Genomic DNA, 18,758 nt, shown 5'->3' on the forward strand with positions numbered 1-18,758 from the left:
CTTGATAGACTCGCGGCGATGAACAGATTCGATCCCGCCGAGAGCCTGACGCCGATACCGGCGGGCGCTTCCGTGGGCGGGCGCGCGGGAGAGTACGGCGCCATTCTGTTCGACGGCACGCAACTGCGGCAAGCCGATCCGCGCTGGTTCGACCCGGCGCAGTGGGGCGAGCGCGCGCAGCGGGTCGACGGCAGCGGTCGCGGCGGTGCGTGGTTCATCGACGCGACCCACGGACCCTGCGTGCTGCGCCAGTACCTGCGTGGCGGCATGGTGGGTCACTTCAATCGGGATCTGCACCTGTGGCGCGGTACGCGGCACGTGCGCAGCTTCGTGGAGTTCCGTCTGTTGCGCGAACTGCTGCGCCGCGACCTGCCGGTGCCGCAGCCGATCGCGGCGAGCTATCTGCGTCGCGGTCCCGGCTATCGCGCCTGGATCCTGATGGAGCGTCTGCCCGACGTGCGCTCGCTGGCCGATCACATGGCCGATGCGCCTGCCGACGCGCCGCTGGAACAGACCGGGCGCCTGATCGCGCGCTTCCACCGCAACGGGCTGGATCACGCCGATCTCAACGCGCACAACATCCTATTCGACGGCGTCGGCAAAGGCTGGCTGATCGATTTCGATCGCGGCCGCCTGCGCATTCCCGAAACCCGCTGGCGCGAAGGCAATCTCGCGCGGCTCAAGCGTTCGATGCTCAAGCTGCGCGGCACGCGCGACGTGGCCGCGGTCGAAGAGGATTTCGCACGGCTGCGCCGGTCCTACGATGCGCTGTGGAGCCGGGGCACCTGATGGACTGGGCCTTGCGCTTCCAGGGCGTGGGCAGCGCGTCGGCGGTGTCGCTGGGCTCGCCGATGGCGACGATCGAACGCGACGGCGCACCGTGGCTGACCATCGACTGCGGCGGCGAAGGCCTGACCGCCTATCTCGATCACTACGGACAAGCGCCGCGGGCGCTGTTCGTGACCCACGTGCATCTCGACCACGTCGCCGGTTTCGAGCGCCTGTTCGTCGATCGCTACTTCGACCCCGCGCGACGCGGCCGCATGCCGGTCTACGTGCCGGCGACGGTGGTGCCGCTGCTGCACCGGCGCGTCGGTGATTATCCGAACGTGCTGGCCGAAGGCGGCGCCAACTTCTGGGACGCGTTCCGGCTGATTCCGGTCGGCGACGCGTTCTGGCACGAGGGCGTGCGCCTGGAGGTGTTCCCGGCGCGCCACCACTGGCCCGAGACCGCCTACGGCCTGCGCCTGCCCGGCAGCCTGGTGTGGAGCGGCGACACGCGGCCGATTCCGGAAATGCTGGCGCGCTTCGCCGATCGCGACGAACTGGTCGCGCACGACTGCGGCCTGCACGGCAATCCCTCGCACAGCGGCATCGACGATCTCGAGCGCGAGTACGCCGCCGATCTGCTGGCGCGCTGCGTGCTGTACCACTACGCCTCCGAGGCTGACGGCGCCGCGCTCGAAGCCCGCGGTCACCGGATCGCCCGGCCGGGCCAGACATTCGCGCTGCGTGCAGCGCCTGTGGTGCAGGATGATCGGCCATGAGCGCCTTGCCGCAACTGCCGCAGACCCCGCTGGACCGGCTCGGCCGTCCGCTGCACGACCTGCGGCTGTCGGTGATCGAAGCCTGCAATTTCCGCTGCGGCTACTGCATGCCGGCCGATCGCGTACCCGACGACTACGGCTTCGATCAGGCCGGGCGCCTGTCCTTCGACGAGATCGAGACGCTGGTGCGCGGCTTCGCCCGGCTGGGCATGCACAAGCTGCGCCTGACCGGTGGTGAGCCGCTGCTGCGCAAGGGGCTGCCGGCGCTGGTCGAGCGGCTTGCGAAGATTCCGGGCATCACCGATCTGGCGATGACCACCAATGCCTCGCTGCTCGCGCGGCACGCGCAGGCGCTGCGCGATGCCGGGCTGCAACGGCTGACGATCAGCCTCGATGCGCTCGACCCTGCGCTGTTCCGCAGGCTGTCGGGCGAACGCGGCGACATCGACGCCGTGCTGGCCGGCATCGCCGCAGCAGAGGCCGCAGGGTTCCGCGGCATCAAGTTCAACTGCGTCGTACAGCGCGGCGTCAACGACCACGAGGTCGAGCGCATGGCCGCGCATTTCCGCGGCAGCGGCCACGTGCTGCGGTTCATCGAATACATGGACGTCGGCACCTGCAACGGCTGGGACCGCGCCCGCGTCGTGCCCTCGCACGAATTGCATGCCTGCATCGACGCGCGCTGGCCGCTGCGTGCATTGGATGCGAACTACCGCGGTGAAGTCGCCGAGCGGCACGCCTACGCCGACGGTGCAGGCGAGATCGGCTTCATCAGTTCCGTCACCGCACCGTTCTGCGGCGACTGTCAGCGCGCCCGTGTGTCGGCGGACGGCAGCCTCTACACCTGCCTGTTCTCCGGCCTCGGCCAGCCGATGCGCGACTGGCTGGGCGAAGGCGAGGCGGCGTTTTCCTCGCGTCTGGCCGACCTGTGGTCGCGGCGCGGCGATCGCTACAGCGAGCTGCGCGGCAGCGCGAGCGCGCCGCGCAAGCATGTGGAGATGTTCCTTGTCGGAGGCTGACCCGTGGATGCTGCCGCGCTGCATGCGCATCTCGAATCCTTGGAGCGTGCGCTGCTCGATCCTTCTGTACGCGCCGACGCATCGCGGTTGGACGCGCTGATCGCTGAGGATTTCATGGAGATTGGCGCGTCCGGCGCCGCCTTCGGCAAGTCGAATGTGGTGACGCGGTTACCCGACGAATCGGGCGTGGTGTTCGAGGTCGAGACGATGCGCGTGCATCGTGTGTCGGAAGACATCGTCCGCCTGGTCTATGCCGCTGTGCGAGTCACAGATGGCGACACGCGCCGTTCCTTGCGCAGCTCGTGGTGGCGGCGCGAAACCGATGGCCGGTGGCGGATGGTCTTCCATCAAGGGACGCCTGACACCGGGGCCGGTACCATCTGAAATCCGCTTCGTCGCGCCGAGTCCCAATGCCCCGCAGTTCATCCAAGCCGCCTCGCACGCTGACCCACCTCGACGCCACCGGCCGCCCGACCATGGTCGACGTGTCCGGCAAGGCCACGACCGCGCGTGTCGCCAGCGCCGAGTGCCGTGTCCGCTTTCCCGCCGATGTCGCCGCGCAGTTGCGCGCCAATGGTCTGAAGAGCGCCAAGGGCGGCATCGTCGACACCGCGGTCATCGCCGGCACCATGGCGGTCAAGCGCACCCACGAGTTGATTCCGTTCTGCCATCCGCTGCCGATCGACGGCATCCGCATCGCGATCGACTGGCACGCCGAGCGCGAGCTGCGCATCGAGTGCATGGTGAAGACGACGCACCGGACCGGCGTCGAGATGGAAGCGCTGACCGGCGCGACCGTCGCTGCGCTCACGGTCTACGACATGTGCAAGGCGCTGTCGCACGCCATCGTGCTGGGTCCGGCCAAGCTGGTCGGCAAACGCGGCGGCAAGCGCGATGTCGGCACGATCGACGGGAGCGCCGCATGAGCACGGTGCATCTGCTGTATTTCGCCAGCCTGCGCGACGCAGCCGGGCAGGGCGGAGAAGCGTGGACGACGGAGGCGGTCGATCTGCGCGCGCTCTACGCCGAGGTGCAGGCGCGGCACGGGTTCGTGTTGCCGGTCGAGCGCCTGCGCGTCGCGGTCGATGGCGCGTTCGCGCGCTGGACCGATCCGGTGCGTGCGGGCAGCGAGATCGCTTTCATTCCCCCGGTCAGCGGAGGCTGAGATGGACACTCGCGATTTCTGGTTGGCCGATGCGCCCGTCGATCTGGCACCGCTGCGCCGCCGCGCGCAGCACGACCGCGCCGGCGCGTTCGCCAGTTTCGAAGGCTGGGTGCGCAACCACAACGAGGGCCGTCCGGTGCACGGGCTGCGGTACGAATCCTATGTCGCGCTGGCCGAGGCCGAGGGTGCCCAGGTCATCGCCGAGGCACGCGCGAAGTTCGATCTGTGCGGCGCACTGTGCGTGCACCGCATCGGCGACCTGGCGATCGGCGACATGGCGGTGTGGGTCGGCGTGACCGCCGCGCATCGCGGCGCCGCGTTCGATGCCTGCCGCTGGATCATCGACGAGATCAAGGACCGCGTGCCGATCTGGAAGCACGAGCGCTACGCCGATGGCGATGCCGGCTGGCTGCACCCGGAGACGACGCGAGGGACCGACGCATGAGGCGCCTGCTGCTCTGCATGGCGCTGTCGAGCGTCGTGGCCGCCGTGCACGGCGCGCCGCGTCTGCTGGTCGGCAACAAGTCGGCCGACACGGTCTGGTCGCTCGATGCCGGGAGCGGCGAGCGTCGCGCGGCGTACGCGGCCGGGCCGGCGCCGCACGAGATCGCGGTGACCCGCGACGGCCGCACGGCCGTCGTGACCACCTACGGGCACCAGGACGCCGCGTATAGTCTGACGGCGATCGATCTGGGCGACGGATCGACGCGCACGATCGACCTCGGCACGCATGGACGGCCTCACGGCCTGCAATTGCTCGCGGATGGAACTGCCCTGGTCACCACTGAATCCAGCGGCAGGCTGCTGCGCGTGGATGTCGCGCGCGGCGCGGTCACCGGTGTCGCCGACGTGGGCGAGGGCATCGGCCACATGGTCGCGGTTTCGCGCAACGGCGCGGTCGCCTATGTCAGCAAGATCCGCGCGGGCACCCTGGTGCGCGTGGACGTCGCGACCATGCGCGCGACTGCGGAACGACCGGCCGGCGCCGGCGCCGAAGGCATCGCCTTGGCGCCCGATGGCACGGTCTGGGTCACCAATCGCGCCGACGATACCGTCACCGTGCATGATCCGGAGTCGCTCGAAATTCGGGCCACATTGCCGAGCGCGGGGTTTCCGATCCGAGTCGTGTTCACGCCCGATGGCCGCCACGCGCTGGTGACCAATGCGAAGGCGGCGACGCTGTCGGTGTTCGACGTGGCGACGCGCCAGCCGGTCGAGACGGTTGCGCTCGCGCCCACCGATGCGGCGCTGCACGACACGCTGCTCGGCAGCGGGCCGTTGCCGATCGGCGTGGTCGTCGACCCCGCGCGGCCTCGCGCGTATGTCGCAATCAGCGGCGCGGATCGCATCGCCGTGGTCGATACCGACCGGTGGCGTGTCGTCGATCACTGGACGACCGGCCGCGAACCCGATGCGCTGGCGCTCGTGCCGGACGGCGGAAGCGCCCCGTGATGCGGCGGGCATTTGCGCTCGCGCTGGTCGCCAGCGTCGCGGGCTGCGCGTCCTCGCCACCCGCCGCGATACCCGAACCGCCTGCACAAGGCGCCGTGGGTGCCGCCTTGATCGCGCCGGCCGCGGATACCCGGCGCATGGACGCCGTACGCCATCAGCGCTTCATCCACCCCAATCCCGACAGCGCCACGCTGCCGGTCTATCCGGAAGACCGGTTGCCGCTGCGTCTGGACCCGGTTGTGGTCTGTGTCGATGCGGTGATCGATGTCGAAGGTCTGGTGTCGGCGGCGGTGCCGCGAAGCGACGATGCGTGCGCACCGCCGGCAGGCATCGACACCGCGGCCTTCGTCGCGTCGGCGCTGGCGGCGGTCCGCGGCTGGACCTATGCGCCCGCGCTGCTGTGCGTGGCGCCCGAGGATTTCGTCGGCGACGATCCGTGCATGGCCGAACATGTCGTCGAAACGCCGACCGCAGTGCGCCTGTCGTATGCGTTCCGCTTCAGCCAGAGCGCCGGAACGCCGCAGGTCGAACGCGTCGGCGCGCCCTGAACCGCGTCTCCGCCATAGGCGGGTCGCCGCGAGCCTGCTAGACTCCGCGTCCCGTCGTCATGGCGGGGTCGGGCGCAAGGCCCGGTGCGTGTCCCTATGGTGGCCCCGTCGGCCCCTCGCGACGCTAGATCGAAAATCCCGCCAGGGCCGGAAGGCAGCAACGGTATCGGTCGATGCGGGCGCCGAGGTCAGTCGGCGGGGTCATCACCTTATCCGGACTTCAAGATGCGCGGCAGCGGACCGGCGTGTGCCGATCCGCTGCTCTCCATCAGCGCGTCTCGCGTGCGCGTTCGAACGTGATGATGCTGCGCGTCTCGCCCTTGTCGGCCCAGTTCGGCATCACGCGCCACGGCGTGAGCACCTGCAGGCGCTCGCCATCGAGCTTGAACTGGCGGCGCTGCTCGGTGCCGACCCATGCCGGATTCCAAGCGACGTCGACCGCGGTGATCCAGGTGTCGCCCTCGATCCGCCAGCGGCCGGTATAGGCGATCACGGTTTCCAGCAGCCGCGCCTTTTCCTGGTCGGTCTCGCCGGCCTCGCGGCCTTCGCCGGTCAGCACGAACCAGACGCGGCCTTCGGGCGCGAACATCACGTAGCCGGTCGGACGATCGCCCATCGGCGGAAACATCTCGCCGGTGTTCTTGACCTCGACGTCGTAGGACAGCAGGCGCCAGCTGCCTGCCAATGCTGTCGACGCGGGGTCGGTGGGAGATGTGTTTGCGGATGTCGCAGGGGCCTGGGCCATGACGGTGTTCGACAGGGTGATCGACATCAGCAGTGCTGCGACGGATCGGGCCTGCAACATGGACATTCTCCTTCTGAACGGAGCCGCGGGACGACGCAGGCGGTGCATGTCATCAGACCCCCGCCCACAACGCCGCGAGGGCGAGCACGGCAGGGAGCGTCTGCACGAACAGGATCCTGCGGCTCGACGTGACCGCGCCGAAGACGCCGGCGATCGCGATGCAGCACAGGAAGAACAGCTTGAACGCGAAGCCTGCCGTTCCCAGCGCGAGCCCTGTGATCAGGCCGGCCGCGAGGAAGCCGTTGTAGAGCCCCTGGTTGGCGGCAAGCACCCGCGTCTGCGCGGCGAATTCTGGCGTGAGCTTGAACGTGCGACGGGCGCGCGGCGTTTCCCACAGCCACATCTCCAGCACCAGGATGTAGAGGTGCAGCAGCGCGATCAGTGCGATCAGGATCGTAGCGATCATCCCGCGTCTCCCTCGGGGGTCAGGGTTGCAGCAGTACCTTGCCGGCCTTGCCCGGCGCCAGCGACGCGCGCACCGCATCGGCGATCCGGTCCAGGCCGAACGTGGCTTCCACCGGAAGCGTCAGGCTGCCATCCGCGACCAGGCGGAGCAGTTCGCCGATCAGCCGGCGTCGCACGTCGGCGGGCATCGCGGCACTGATCTTGGAGCCCCAGAAGCCCTTGACCCGCGCCTGCTTGAAGATCAGATCGCCCGACGACAGCTGCATCGGCTCGCCAGCCATCGTGCCGAAGGACACCAGCAGGCCATCCTGGCCGAGCAGGCCCAGCAGATCGCCGCTGGCCTGGCCGCCGATCGAATCGACCGCCGCGCGTATCGGCGCCCCGCCGGTGATGGCCCGCACCCGGTCCTGCCAGCCCGCTCGGGCAGTGGAGACCGCATGCGCGATGCCCAGCGCCGCGAGTTCGTCGACGCCGGCGTCGCGCCGGACCAGATTCACCAGCTGCACGCCCCGCGCCTGCGCGAGCATGGCCAGGGTCTTGCCCACCGCGCCGTTCGCGGTGTTCTGGATGATCCAGTCGCCACGTTCGACCTCGAGAAATTCCAGCAGCGAGATCGCGCTGAACGGCATCGCGATCAGCTGCGCTGCCGCACCATCGGCAATCGCCTCCGGCACCGGCACCAGTCCAGCGGCAGGCGCGAGGAAATATTCCGCCCAGGTGCCGTGGACCGACGCCACCGCCACGCGTTGACCAGGCGTCACGCCGGTCACGTCGGCGCCGAGCGCATCGACGGTACCGACGGCTTCCGAGCCGCCGATCGCCGGGAGGTCCGGCTTGTAGCCGTAGCTGCCGCGCACGGTCCACAGGTCGTGGTTGTGGATCGGCGAGAGGATCGTCCGGATCCGCACCTGGCCCGGGCCGGGCTCGGACATGGGGCTGTCGCCGGGGGACAGGACCTCGGCGGGATCGCCGAAAGTCGCGTGCAGGACGCTGCGCATGGGACCGCCTCGCGGAAGGAGTTGCGCGCAGTCTGGAGCGCTGTCGCGTAAAAGCGTGTCGACGGAACGGCGCATGCCGGGGGGCCTGGGCGGCGCGTGGAATTCCGGGCGCACGATCGTGGCCAGCGCGAGCGTCCCAGAAAACGAAAGCCCCGCGATCAGGCGGGGCTTCCGGATACTGCTTGGCGGAGAGAGGGGGATTCGAACCCCCGAAGCGCGGTTTAGACGCTTACACACTTTCCAGGCGTGCTCCTTCAACCACTCGGACACCTCTCCTGAACCTGTCCCGCGCGGGGCGCCGGAGCGCCGCGCAACGGCGTCGGGACGCCGCGGGCCGGCCATTCTAGCCGGGGCCGCGGGTGGTCACAAGGAACCTGTGAGCGCATGGCAGAATAGCCGGATGTCCTATCTCGTCCTCGCCCGGAAGTGGCGTCCGAAGCGCTTTGCCGAACTGGTCGGGCAGGAGCACGTGGTCCGTGCGCTGACCAATGCGCTCGAGACCGGTCGCGTGCATCACGCATTCCTGTTCACCGGCACCCGCGGCGTCGGCAAGACCACGATCGCGCGCATCTTCGCCAAGAGCCTGAACTGCGAAACCGGCACCTCGTCCGATCCCTGCGGCACCTGCGAGACCTGCAGGGCGATCGATGCCGGTCGCTACATCGACCTGCTCGAGATCGACGCGGCCAGCAACACCGGTGTGGACGATGTGCGCGAGCTGATCGACAACGCGCAGTACATGCCTTCGCGCGGTCGGGTGAAGGTCTACCTGATCGACGAAGTGCACATGCTCTCGAAGTCGGCGTTCAACGCGCTGCTCAAGACGCTGGAAGAACCGCCGGGGCACGTGAAGTTCCTGCTGGCGACGACGGACCCGCAAAAGCTGCCGGTGACCGTGCTGTCGCGCTGCCTGCAGTTCAACCTCAAGCGGCTCGACGAGCAGCAGATCCAGGGCCAGATGACGCGCATCCTCGAGGCCGAGGGCATCGCGGTCGAGGCCGGTGCGATCCGCCAGCTGTCGAAGGCCGCCGACGGCAGCCTGCGCGACGGCCTGTCGCTGCTCGACCAGGCCATCGCCTACACCGGCGCGGGCGGCGAGGGTGGGGCGCTCGGTGATGCGGCGGTGGCGACGATGCTCGGCAGTGTCGACCGCACGCGTGTGGGCAGCCTGCTGTCGGCACTGGCCGCCGGCGACGGCGCCGCGCTGCTCGCCGAGGTCGCGACGCTCGCCGAATTCTCGCCCGACTGGGGCATCGTGCTCGACGCGCTGTCCGATGCGCTGCATCGCATCCAGGTGCGGCAGCTGGTGCCCGAGGTGGCGGTCGAGAACGACGGTGTCGACATCGACGCGATCGCAGGCGCGGCGCGCCCCGAAGTCGTGCAGCTCTGGTACCAGATGGCACTCAACGGCCGACGCGACATCGGGCTGGCGCCGAGCCCGCGTGCCGGCTTCGAAATGACCGTGCTGCGCATGCTCGCGTTCCGCCCGGACCAGGCCGGCGCTGCGGCGCCGACAGCCGGTGGCGGCGCGTCGCGCGCGAACGGTCCGGCGGCTGCGCGCGCTGCACTCGCTGCTGCCGACGTCGCACCTGCGCCGCGCGCTGCCGCGCCGGTTCGCGACGTCGCGACGCCGTCGATACCGCGGCCTGCGCCGGTGGAGCGCGAAGCGCCTGTGCAGCCCAGTGCGCCCGAGCCTGTGCCTGCGCCACCGCCCGCCGCACCGGCGCGCACCCCCGTCGTCGCCGCGGCGACGACCCTGCGCAGCCTCGACGCCGAGCAGTGGCTCGATCTCGTGGCCGATCTGCCCCTGCGTGGCCCGGTGCGCGAACTCGCCGCAAGCGCGGCCTTCGTCGCGCTCGACGGTGCGGTGCTGCGACTGGCGCTGCCCGAGTCCGACGAGCACCTCAAGGCGCCGATCATGGTCCACCAGCTCTGCGAAGCGTTGGCCGGTCCGCTCGGCGGCGCGCCGCAGATCCGGTTCGAGGCCGCGGCCGCGAACGTCGCGACGACGCTCCACGAACGCAATGCGCGCGAGCGCGATGCGCGGCAGTCGAATGCGCAAGACAGTTTCCTGTCCGACCCGGACGTCCAGCGTCTGATGTCGCAACAGGGCGCGAAGCTGGTGCCGGACTCCATCCGGCCCTACGAATAACCGAACAACGAGGATCCCCCGATGCGTGGAAATATCGCCCAGCTGATGCAGCAGGCGCAGAAGATGCAGGAAAACATGCAGCGCGTGCAGCAGGAGCTCGCCAACCTCGAAGTCGAGGGCAGCGCGGGCGGTGGCATGGTCGCCGTGACCCTGACCGGCAACAAGGAGTGCCGCAAGGTGCGCATCGACCCCAGCGTGCTGACGGATCCGGAAATGGCCGAGGACCTGATCGCCGCCGCGTTCAACGATGCCTCGAACAAGATCGACACCGAGTCGAAGAACCGGATGGCCGGTGCGACCGCGGGCATGCCGCTGCCGCCGGGCATGAAGCTGCCGTTCTGATCCTGTTGCGCGGGCTTGGGCCCGCGCGTCGATCACACGCCGCATGTCCGCCCTGCTTGAACAGTTGATCGATGCGCTGCGCGTGCTGCCCGGTGTCGGGCAGAAATCCGCCCAGCGCATGGCCTACCACGTGCTCGAACGCGGGCGCGAGGGCGGCGCGCGCCTGGCGACGGCGCTGGCCGAAGCGGTCGAGAAGATCGGCCACTGCCAGCGCTGCCGCGACTTCAGCGAAACGCCGGTGTGCCCGACCTGCAGCAGCGCCGCGCGGGATGCGCAGACGCTGTGCGTGGTGGAGACCCCGGCCGACCGGCTGGCGATCGAACAGGCCACGGGCTATCGCGGCTTCTACTTCTTGCTGCAGGGCCGGCTGAGTCCGCTCGACGGCATCGGGCCGCACGAACTCGGTCTCGACCTGCTCGGCACGCGCCTGGCCGAGGGCGAGGTGCGGGAACTGATCATCGCCACCAATCCGACCGTCGAGGGCGAAGCGACCGCGCACTATCTGGCGCAGATCGCCCGTCAGCATGCGGTGCGGCCGAGCCGACCGGCGCACGGCCTGCCGCTCGGCGGTGAACTCGAATACGTCGACCGCGGCACGCTGTCGCACGCGTTCGGCAGCCGCAGCGAAGTGAGCTGACACGGCGGCGGTCGCGCACCGCACGCCTTCCAACGGAGCCGCCATGACGACCATCTTCCACAAGATCATCCGCCGCGAGATTCCCGCCGACATCGTGTTCGAGGATGATCATGTCATCGCGTTCCGCGACATCGCGCCGCAGGCGCCTGTGCACGTGCTGTTCGTGCCGAAGGAGGATTTCGCCACGATCAACGACGTGCCCGCGGATGCGCCGGAGATCATCGGACGGCTGGCGGTTTCCGCCGCGCGCTATGCGAAGGAGCAGGGCTTCGCCGAAGACGGCTACCGCATCGTCATGAACTGCAACGCGCACGGCGGGCAGACGGTGTTCCAGATCCACCTGCACCTGTTGGCTGGCGCAGCGCTGGGGCGCTTCGGTACGCCTTACTGAGGCGGGCGATTTGGACTCAGGCTCTGTTGCTTACCAATAGCCCCACCATGGCCACGGCGCCGGCCGCGTCACGACGTCGACTTGCTGCCGCTTGGGCCACAGGTAGATCACGTCCGTATCGATGCGCGGAAACCGGTAATCGTATTCGCCGACTCGACGGGTGTCGTAGCCAGCAATGCGACCCGTAAAGGTCACCTCGCGATTGACCTCGAACACCGCGGGATCGTAGAAGCCCTTACGGCACGCGATAAAACGACCGTTGGTGTCGTCGCTGGCCCAGTACGGCCGGCCGGTTGGAGTCAGTCGAGTTGCGATGATCTCGAAACAGGTCGTGTCCGTGCGCGGCTCCAGTTGAACGATTCGGCCACCCCATCGCACGGGGGATCCGGTGTATTCGCCCAGGACCGCAGCATGTGGTGTTAGGGTTTCGGTGTATCCGCCCTGCAGAGGCTTCGGTTGCGACGCGCAAGCGCCGAGCAGCAAGACGGTCGAAGCAAGCATTAGTGTGCGCAGCATCATCGGTCGGACTCCGGGGCAGGTCGATGCACGCGCAGCGCGTGTATCAGCGTCGTGTCGGACGCGGCTGGAGCGTAGCGGGCTGCGATGAAACGCTTGGTGAGGATCAGCAAGGGGCTCTCGCCGGGACGTGCAGCCTGCACCCGGCGCGCCCAGGCCAATGCCGGTTCGTGGCGCGCGCGGCCGAGGCCGAGGCGCGCGTAGCGGCGTCCCAACCGATGCCAGGCGCGCAGCAGCGGGTCGCGCTCGCGTTCGCTGCGCGCGACCAGCCACAGCATCCAGCCCAGCGCGAGCGCCGCGCACAGCGAGAACAATCCGATCAGGCCGCCGGTATCGATGTTCTCGAAGCCTACGCGCTGCAGCATGCGCTGCTGGCGTTCTGCATCGAAGCCCAGCATGAAATCGTTCCACATGCGCCGCGCCCAGTCGCCGAGATCGGCGATCGGCAACAGACCACCCGCGGCGCCCGCGCCGCCGGTCCCCAGCCGGTCCTCCAGCGTGTCGTAGATGCGTTCGGGCGCGACGGCGGCGGTCGGGTCCACCCGCACCCAGCCGCGGCCTTCGAGCCAGACTTCGCTCCAGGCGTGCGCATCCATGCGTCGCACGATCCAGTAGTTGCCGTAGGCGTTGCGGGTGCCGCCGGTGTAACCCGTGACCACGCGGGCCGGAATGCCGGCCTCGCGCATCAGCACGGTGAATGCCGAGCTGAAGTGTTCGCAGAAGCCGGCCTTGTAGTCGAACAGGAATTCGTCGACGGCGTGGCGGCCCGGCAGCGGAGTGTCGAGCGTGTAGGCGAATTCGCCACGGATCCAGGCCAGGGCACGGTCGACGATCGCGCCATCGTTCGACGTTTCCGCACGCCACTGCTGCGCCAGCGCACGCGTGCGCGGATTGAAGTCTGGTGGCAGGCGCAGTGCGAGACGACGCATGGGGTCGGGCAGGTCCGCTTCAAACCGGACGGGTGGTGCGGAGCGCAGGGTCCAGCGCGTGATGCGGTCGAGTCGCCGCGCGCTGGTCAGCGTGTACTCGTGCGCGCCACGCATGCCCTGCGGCAGCTCGAGCGGCATCTCCAGCGCGACGAGCAGATTGCGCTCGGTCGGCTCCAGCGTGATCTCGTAGTCCCAGGTCGGTGCGCCGTGCTCGACCTCGGCCGGCGGCAGGCTGCGCAGCCAGGGCGACGCGGTCCAGCTGCGCCCGTCGTAATCGGTCAGCGTGGGGCCGCGCCAATACATCTCGCGGGTCGTGGGTTCGGGGCCACGAAAGCTCACCCGCATTGCGGGCGTGTCGTCGGCGATCAGGTCCAGCCAGTCGCCCGGCGACATCTCGTCCGACAGTCCCGGGCGCGCCGCCGACATTTCCGGAATGCCCCACAACGGCGTCGCCAGTCGCGGGAACAGCCAGAACGCCGCAAGTGCCAGGGGCAGGCCGATCGCGACGAGCCTGGCGACGGTGCCGATCCGCGCGACATGGCGCATTTCGATGGCCGGCAAGGCAGATTCCTGTTCGGACAACCGGGCCAGCGCAGCAAGCGCCAGGATCGCGCCGGCGAGGCCCAGCACCAGCGACAGCGGTCCCTGATCCAGCAGGAAGGTCGCGAACGGCGCGAACAGTGCGAAGCCGAGCAGACTGCGCGCATCGCGCACGCTGCGCAGTTCGGAGGGCTTGATGGCGAGCATGCCGGCGAGCAGGGCGCAGCCGGTATCGCGGCCGAAGTTCATGCCGCCTTGCGCGAGGATCAGCCCGAACACGGCGAGCGCGAGGATCGCGCGCAGCCAGCCGGGCGTTGCGCGTCGCGATGCCATGGCCGCGGCGATCGCGCCTGCAATCGCGATCGCGACCGACCGGGGCATCGGCAACTGCAGCAGCAACGGCAACAGGCACACCGCTGCAGCGAGCAGCGACCAGCGTCGGCCGGCGGCGTCGAGTGCCAGCACGTCGCGCGCCATCAGCCGGCCTCCGGCAGCAGCGCGAGTGCACGCAGGCAGGCATGGCGATGCGCCGCGCCACGATCCGGACCGATCGCCGGCTGCGCCGGCAGCTGCAGGCGATAGCGCAGCGCGTTGCGCTCGGCCTCGTCGACCCAGCGCGCAAGCCGACGGATCTTCCACTCGTGGTCGAGTGCGCCGAGCCGATGCCAGTCCAGGGTCAGGTCGTCGCCCTGCGGCCGCTCGAACTCGCGCACGATCAGCGCATCGCGGCGGGCGGACGCTTTCCACGCGATCGTGCGCGGCGCGTCACCGGCGCGCCAGTCGCGCAGATGGTGCAGGTCCTCGCCGGACGGGTTCAGTCGCGCTTGCGCCGCATCGCCGCCGCCTTCCGGCAGCGGCGGGCCGCCCGTTTCCGGTGCGGGGTAGACCAGAAAGCGGGTCTGCGGCCACACCCAGGACCACGCCCGCGCCATGCCGAGCGGGCGCGAGGTGCTGATGCGCAGGCGCGGCGGCGATAGCCAGCCGCGGCGGACCGTCGGGAGGGCCAGCGTGGTCTCGCCGCCGGCATCGTGCAGCGACAGCGGCGCCTCGCTGTCGTCGATCGACACGCGCAGGCCGCGGCGCTCGCGCCCGGGCGCGGCTTCGACGTGCACATGCAGCGGCATCGGTACACCGGCCGCGACCGGTTCACCGTGCACCGCGCGCACTTCCAGCCCGCTGAGCTGCAGTTGCGTCCACAACAGGCTGGCGAGCGAGGCGCCGACCAGCAGCAGGCACAGCAACAGCGCCGGATTGTTGTTGTAGTTCAGCGCACCCACCGCCATCGTCAGCAGCAGGGCCGCGACGAACGCGCCGAAACCGGTTGGCAGGATGTAGATGCGTCTGCGGTCGAGACGTGCCGGCAATGTCTCGGGCCGACGCGGACGCGCCCAGCCTTCCATGCGGCGGCGCAGGCCGGCGGACATGGACATCAGTCGACCGGCACGGCCTGCAGGATCGAATCGGCCAGCCCGTCGCCGGCTGCATCGGCGTCGGCGACCAGTCGGTGCGTGGCGATCAGCGGGAACAGGGTCTGCACGTCGTCGGGCAGCGCGTGGTCGCGTCCCTGCAGCAGCGCGAACGCGCGCGAGGCCCGCAGCAGCGCCAGCCCCGCGCGCGGCGACAGGCCCACGCGCACGCCCGGATGCTGGCGGCTGCGCGCCAGCAGCGCCTGCACGTAATCGATCAGTGCGGCGCTGGCATGGATGCCGCCGACCGCTTCGCGCAAGGCCTTGAGATCGGCGGCGCCCAGACGCGGCACGGTTTCGGCGATCAACGTGCGGCGGTCGCTGCCGGCGAGCAGCGCGCGTTCCGCGTCGCGGTCCGGATAGCCGAGGTTGAGCCGCAACAGGAAGCGGTCGAGCTGCGAATCGGGCAGGGGATAGGTCCCCGAAAGGTCCACAGGATTCTGCGTGGCGATGACGAAGAACGGGTCGGGCAGTCTGTGCGTGGTGCCGTCGACGGTGACCTGCTGCTCGGCCATCGCTTCGAGCAGCGCGCTCTGCGTGCGCGGCGGCGCGCGGTTGATCTCGTCGGCCAGCAACACGTTGGTGAAGACCGGACCGCCATGGAACTCGAAGCGGCGTGCGCTGCCCTCGTAGACCGACACGCCGACGACATCGGACGGCAACAGATCCGAGGTGAACTGCACGCGCTGGAACTCCAGCCCCACCGTGGCCGCCATCGCATGCGCCAGCGTGGTCTTGCCGAGGCCCGGCAGGTCTTCGATCAGTATGTGTCCGTCGGCCAGCAGCGCGACGAAACTCATCGTCACTGCCGTTTCCTTGCCGAGCACCAGCCGGTTGACCTGCGCGAGAGATGACGACAGGGCTTCACGCCTGCCGTCGGTTAGCATGGCGGGCGTCGTCGGGTCGGGCATGCATGTGCTCCTGCGGCGGTCCCCCCGAGTGTAGCGAGGTCGAGTCAATGCGGCGTCTGGAAATGCGCACCGTGTTCGTCGTGCTGTGGTCGACGATCGTGCTGCTGAAGCTCGCCATTGCCGCCCGCCTGCCGCTGTTCGTCGACGAGGCCTTCTACTGGCTCGAGGGTCAGCACCCCGCGTTCGCGTATTCCGATCTGCCGGGTCTGACCGCGTGGCTGATCCGCATCGGCACCGAGCTGTTCGGCGACGGGCTGCTCGCCGTGCGCCTGCCCTTCATCGCGATCTCGGCACTGGTGCCGTGGCTGGTGGTGCGCCTGACCGCACGCGAGTTCGATACGCAGGCCGCATGGCTGTCCGGATGCGCGGCGTTGCTGCTGCCGCTGCTCGGCTCGCTCGGTGTGATGGCGCTGCCGGACGCGATGCTCGCGCTCGCGACGATTCTCTGCCTCGATGCGGGCGTGCGCCTGCTGCGGAACGTCACGCATGGCGCGGCGTTGCTGCTCGCGCTGGGTCTGTCACTGGGCGCGCTCAGCCACTACCGCTTCATCGCGGTGATCGGCGTGGGCATCGTTGCCCTGCTGATGATCGGCAAGGGGCGCGATGCGCTGCGCGATCCGCGTGTGTGGATCGCCATCGCCACCGGCGCGGCCGCGTGGATTCCGCTGCTGGTCTGGAACGTCGACAACGCCGAGGCCGGTCTGCGCTTCCAGATGGTCGACCGCCATCCCTGGGCGCTGCATGCCGACGGCTGGCAGTTCCTGGTGATCCAGGCGGCGATGGTGACGCCGCTGCTGTTCGCCGCGTTGCTGCTCGCCGCCTGGCGTTTCCGTCGGGCGTCTGATGATGCCGCGCGCTTTCTGGCGCTGTCGGGTGGCCTGCTGGTGCTCGGCTTCTTCGTGCTCGGCTTCGTCGCCGACACCGAACGCGCGAGTTTCCACTGGCCGCTGCCGGGCTGGCTGGCATTGCTGCCGCTGCTGGGTTTCGTGCTGCTGTCGTGGCCGCGCTGGCTGCGGGTGACGATGTGGGCCACGCTGGTGCTCGGCTTCGTCGGCGTGGTCGGTTATTACGCGATGGTGTCGATATCGGAGGTGCGCGAACGCAGCGCTGGCCTGAAGTGGTATCCGTCGAACTTCGCCGGCTGGAACACGCTGGCCGACGCGGTGCGCGACGAGCTCGCGGCAATGCCGGACGACACCGTGCTGGTCGCCGACAACTTCAAGATCGGCGCCGAACTGGGCTTCGCGCTGGGTCACCCGCGCATCCGGGTGCTCGACCATCCGCTCAACCGCCACCACGGTCGCGCGCCGCAACTGCAGCTGTGGGGCCTGCAGCTCGACGACCGCGCGGGTCTGGAGGGCCGTCCGGCGTTGCTGGTCACCGGCGCGAACGACGTCAAGTTCAGCGCGCTGCTGCAGCGTTACCAGACCGTCTGCGCGCGCATGGGTGCACTGCCGGTCTCGCGGGTGGTCAACGCCGATCGCGGTGCGCAGCGCTTCATCCTCTCGCGACTCGACGGCGGCGCGGCGCGTTCCGAAGGCCCGTGCATCACGCCGGCGCTCGCGCATATCGACACGCCGGTGCCCGGTGCGCGCGTGGATGCGCCGTTCGAGTTGCGCGGCTGGGCGGTCAAGGATGGCAGCGGCATCGCGTCTGTGGCGATCACCCTGGATGGCGCGCCGATCGCGCAGGCGCAGTACGGCGCTGCGAATCCCTGGGTCGTCGAGCGGTTCCTGCGCGGAGACTCGCGCGACCCCGCGGGCGCGAACATCGCGTTCTCGGCCACGCTCGACCCCGCGACATTCGCGCCGGGCCGTCATTGGCTCGGGCTGACGATCACCGGCAAGGACGGCTCGGTCGAGCAGTGGGCCGAGCAACCGATCGAGATCGCGCCGGCGCGTTGATCAGGGCAGGGCGTAGCCGGCGCTGCGCAGCAGGCGCGCGGTCGCGATCAAGGGCAGGCCGACGAGGGCCGTCGGATCGTCGCTCCGGATCGCCTCGAACAGGCTGATGCCGAGCCCTTCGCATTTGAAGCTGCCTGCGCAGTCGAAGGGCTGCTCGGCATCGACATAGCGTGCGATCTCGTCCCCATGCAGATCTCGGAACACGACCACGGTGCGATCCACGGTCTGCAGCGCGGGCTGCCCCGATCGAGCCAGTGCCAGCGCGGTGTGGAAGACGACGCTGCGACCGGACATCGCCGCGAGCTGCGCGATGGCCGCTTCGCGGCCACCCGGCTTGCCGAGTGGCGCGCCGTGGAGTTCGGCGACCTGGTCGGACCCGATGACCCAGGCGCCCGGTTGGCGTGCGGCGACGTCTTCGGCCTTGGCGAGCGCCAGGCGTGTCGCGAGCGCGAGCGGGGATTCGCCGGCCCGTGGCGTCTCGTCCACTTTGGGGCGCATGCAATCGAACGGCAGGCGCAGGCGCGAGAGCAGTTCGTGCCGGTAGGCGGATGTCGAGCCCAGGATCAGTGGCAGGCTCATGCATCGACTCCGGCACGGGCCAGCGCCAGCTGCGCGAGTTGCCGGTCCACGCGGGCCTGCGCCTGTTCGATCGAATCGCGCATCGCATCCAGGGCGCCGACGCCCGCGCGCCCGCCGTGCTGCTGCAGCCACAGCCGCTGCCGCAGCATCTCCTGCAGCGCCTCGCGGACCGGGTCGCCGTCGCCCGAGCCGACCTGCGCGCGGACGATGCGCAGCCGTGCCTCGAAGGCATCTGCCGCATCCAACAGCCGGGCATAGGCGCGTCGCCGGCGTCCCGCGCGCAGGCGCCAAGCCAGTACAATGGCGGTCGCGAACAGCGCGGCCAGCAGCAGGCTGTGGATCGGCGGCACGTCGGCGTCCATCGCGGCGGGCCAGTCTGCCCGCGCGGGGCGGGGCGGGGCAAATGCGTCCCCGCGCAGACGTGCGGGACGGTTTGACAGCGTGCGGGGGCA

23 protein-coding genes, 1 tRNA gene and 1 other RNA gene are annotated in these 18,758 nt (G+C 69.7%); 15 read left to right on the plus strand and 10 right to left on the minus strand.

The window, feature by feature from the left end; genetic code table 11:
• Positions 1 to 18: 18 nt before the first annotated feature.
• The 10 genes from E2F49_RS02015 (at position 19) to ffs (ending at position 5,933) form a co-directional block, all read left to right on the plus strand.
• Positions 19 to 789: a 3-deoxy-D-manno-octulosonic acid kinase gene (locus tag E2F49_RS02015; RefSeq protein WP_133392394.1), complete on the plus strand. Its 771-nt coding sequence runs from the start codon at positions 19 to 21 to the stop codon at positions 787 to 789.
• A complete protein-coding gene (locus E2F49_RS02020; protein WP_133392395.1) occupies positions 789 to 1,547 on the plus strand; it encodes an MBL fold metallo-hydrolase in 759 nt (252 codons plus the stop codon). Before E2F49_RS02015 ends, E2F49_RS02020 begins: the two co-directional genes overlap by 1 nt.
• Positions 1,544 to 2,566 (plus strand): GTP 3',8-cyclase MoaA, encoded by a 1,023-nt coding sequence (gene moaA, locus E2F49_RS02025; protein WP_133392396.1) that lies wholly within the window; start codon positions 1,544 to 1,546, stop codon positions 2,564 to 2,566. Before E2F49_RS02020 ends, moaA begins: the two co-directional genes overlap by 4 nt.
• Before the next feature lie 3 nt (positions 2,567 to 2,569).
• Positions 2,570 to 2,950, plus strand: a complete 381-nt coding sequence (locus E2F49_RS02030) for a nuclear transport factor 2 family protein (protein ID WP_133392397.1) — start codon at positions 2,570 to 2,572, stop codon at positions 2,948 to 2,950.
• 26 nt (positions 2,951 to 2,976) lie between these two features.
• Entirely contained in the window at positions 2,977 to 3,492 is a 516-nt protein-coding gene (moaC, locus tag E2F49_RS02035) for a cyclic pyranopterin monophosphate synthase MoaC (RefSeq protein ID WP_133392398.1), read from the plus strand.
• Positions 3,489 to 3,731, plus strand: a complete 243-nt coding sequence (locus E2F49_RS02040) for a MoaD/ThiS family protein (protein ID WP_055247485.1) — start codon at positions 3,489 to 3,491, stop codon at positions 3,729 to 3,731. Before moaC ends, E2F49_RS02040 begins: the two co-directional genes overlap by 4 nt.
• A 1-nt stretch (position 3,732) precedes the next feature.
• Positions 3,733 to 4,176 (plus strand): molybdenum cofactor biosynthesis protein MoaE, encoded by a 444-nt coding sequence (locus E2F49_RS02045; protein WP_133392399.1) that lies wholly within the window; start codon positions 3,733 to 3,735, stop codon positions 4,174 to 4,176.
• A complete protein-coding gene (locus E2F49_RS02050) occupies positions 4,173 to 5,183 on the plus strand; it encodes a Vgb family protein (RefSeq protein ID WP_133392400.1) in 1,011 nt (336 codons plus the stop codon). The genes E2F49_RS02045 and E2F49_RS02050 overlap by 4 nt, the downstream gene beginning before the upstream one ends.
• 137 nt (positions 5,184 to 5,320) lie before the next feature.
• Complete coding sequence (locus E2F49_RS02055) at positions 5,321 to 5,731, plus strand: hypothetical protein (RefSeq protein WP_133392401.1); 411 nt, start codon at positions 5,321 to 5,323, stop codon at positions 5,729 to 5,731.
• 105 nt (positions 5,732 to 5,836) lie between these two features.
• Positions 5,837 to 5,933: signal recognition particle sRNA small type (gene ffs, locus E2F49_RS02060), an RNA gene on the plus strand.
• Positions 5,934 to 5,999: 66 nt separating this feature from the next.
• Here the strand turns inward: ffs and E2F49_RS02065 are convergent.
• From E2F49_RS02065 to E2F49_RS02080, 4 genes are all read right to left on the minus strand, one after another.
• Positions 6,000 to 6,536: a lipocalin-like domain-containing protein gene (locus tag E2F49_RS02065; RefSeq protein WP_243713378.1), complete on the minus strand. Its 537-nt coding sequence runs from the start codon at positions 6,534 to 6,536 to the stop codon at positions 6,000 to 6,002.
• A gap of 52 nt (positions 6,537 to 6,588) precedes the next feature.
• The gene (locus tag E2F49_RS02070) at positions 6,589 to 6,942 is read right to left on the minus strand and encodes a DUF1304 domain-containing protein (RefSeq protein ID WP_133392402.1); all 354 of its coding nucleotides are present in this window, start codon (positions 6,940 to 6,942) and stop codon (positions 6,589 to 6,591) included.
• A 19-nt stretch (positions 6,943 to 6,961) separates the two neighbouring features.
• Positions 6,962 to 7,939 carry a zinc-binding dehydrogenase gene (locus tag E2F49_RS02075; protein WP_133392403.1) on the minus strand — a complete coding sequence of 326 codons (978 nt, stop codon included), beginning with the start codon at positions 7,937 to 7,939 and terminating at the stop codon, positions 6,962 to 6,964.
• 183 nt (positions 7,940 to 8,122) lie between these two features.
• Positions 8,123 to 8,215: transfer RNA gene (locus E2F49_RS02080), tRNA-Ser, on the minus strand.
• Between the two features lie 124 nt (positions 8,216 to 8,339).
• Here E2F49_RS02080 and dnaX point away from each other — a divergent pair.
• From dnaX to E2F49_RS02100, 4 genes are read left to right on the plus strand one after another with little or no spacing between them, the layout of a single operon-like run.
• A complete protein-coding gene (dnaX, locus tag E2F49_RS02085; protein ID WP_133392404.1) occupies positions 8,340 to 10,091 on the plus strand; it encodes a DNA polymerase III subunit gamma/tau in 1,752 nt (583 codons plus the stop codon).
• A 21-nt stretch (positions 10,092 to 10,112) separates the two neighbouring features.
• A complete protein-coding gene (locus E2F49_RS02090) occupies positions 10,113 to 10,433 on the plus strand; it encodes a YbaB/EbfC family nucleoid-associated protein (protein WP_133392405.1) in 321 nt (106 codons plus the stop codon).
• 43 nt (positions 10,434 to 10,476) lie between these two features.
• On the plus strand, positions 10,477 to 11,070 hold the full coding sequence (gene recR / locus E2F49_RS02095; protein ID WP_133392406.1) for a recombination mediator RecR: 594 nt from the start codon (positions 10,477 to 10,479) through the stop codon (positions 11,068 to 11,070).
• Positions 11,071 to 11,113: 43 nt separating this feature from the next.
• A complete protein-coding gene (locus E2F49_RS02100; RefSeq protein WP_133392407.1) occupies positions 11,114 to 11,461 on the plus strand; it encodes a histidine triad nucleotide-binding protein in 348 nt (115 codons plus the stop codon).
• Positions 11,462 to 11,491: 30 nt separating this feature from the next.
• On the opposite strand, the gene E2F49_RS02105 is transcribed toward E2F49_RS02100, so the two are convergent.
• From E2F49_RS02105 to E2F49_RS02120, 4 genes are read right to left on the minus strand one after another with little or no spacing between them, the layout of a single operon-like run.
• Positions 11,492 to 11,980: a Slp family lipoprotein gene (locus tag E2F49_RS02105; RefSeq protein WP_133392408.1), complete on the minus strand. Its 489-nt coding sequence runs from the start codon at positions 11,978 to 11,980 to the stop codon at positions 11,492 to 11,494.
• Positions 11,977 to 13,923, minus strand: a complete 1,947-nt coding sequence (locus E2F49_RS02110) for a transglutaminase TgpA family protein (RefSeq protein WP_133392409.1) — start codon at positions 13,921 to 13,923, stop codon at positions 11,977 to 11,979. Before E2F49_RS02110 ends, E2F49_RS02105 begins: the two co-directional genes overlap by 4 nt.
• Positions 13,923 to 14,876 (minus strand): DUF58 domain-containing protein, encoded by a 954-nt coding sequence (locus E2F49_RS02115; protein WP_243713380.1) that lies wholly within the window; start codon positions 14,874 to 14,876, stop codon positions 13,923 to 13,925. Before E2F49_RS02115 ends, E2F49_RS02110 begins: the two co-directional genes overlap by 1 nt.
• Positions 14,876 to 15,823 (minus strand): AAA family ATPase, encoded by a 948-nt coding sequence (locus E2F49_RS02120; protein WP_133392410.1) that lies wholly within the window; start codon positions 15,821 to 15,823, stop codon positions 14,876 to 14,878. Before E2F49_RS02120 ends, E2F49_RS02115 begins: the two co-directional genes overlap by 1 nt.
• A 62-nt stretch (positions 15,824 to 15,885) precedes the next feature.
• On the opposite strand from E2F49_RS02120, the gene E2F49_RS02125 reads away from it, so the two are divergent.
• Entirely contained in the window at positions 15,886 to 17,727 is a 1,842-nt protein-coding gene (locus tag E2F49_RS02125) for a glycosyltransferase family 39 protein (protein ID WP_243713382.1), read from the plus strand.
• Here the strand turns inward: E2F49_RS02125 and E2F49_RS02130 are convergent, their stop codons facing one another.
• The gene (locus tag E2F49_RS02130) at positions 17,728 to 18,306 is read right to left on the minus strand and encodes a Maf family protein (protein ID WP_425481327.1); all 579 of its coding nucleotides are present in this window, start codon (positions 18,304 to 18,306) and stop codon (positions 17,728 to 17,730) included. It abuts the gene before it with no gap.
• Positions 18,303 to 18,668, minus strand: a complete 366-nt coding sequence (locus tag E2F49_RS02135) for a hypothetical protein (RefSeq protein ID WP_133392412.1) — start codon at positions 18,666 to 18,668, stop codon at positions 18,303 to 18,305. Before E2F49_RS02135 ends, E2F49_RS02130 begins: the two co-directional genes overlap by 4 nt.
• Positions 18,669 to 18,758: the final 90 nt, after the last annotated feature.

Origin of the sequence: Luteimonas terrae, from assembly GCF_004358165.1 — a bacterium.
GTDB lineage: Bacteria > Pseudomonadota > Gammaproteobacteria > Xanthomonadales > Xanthomonadaceae > Luteimonas > Luteimonas terrae.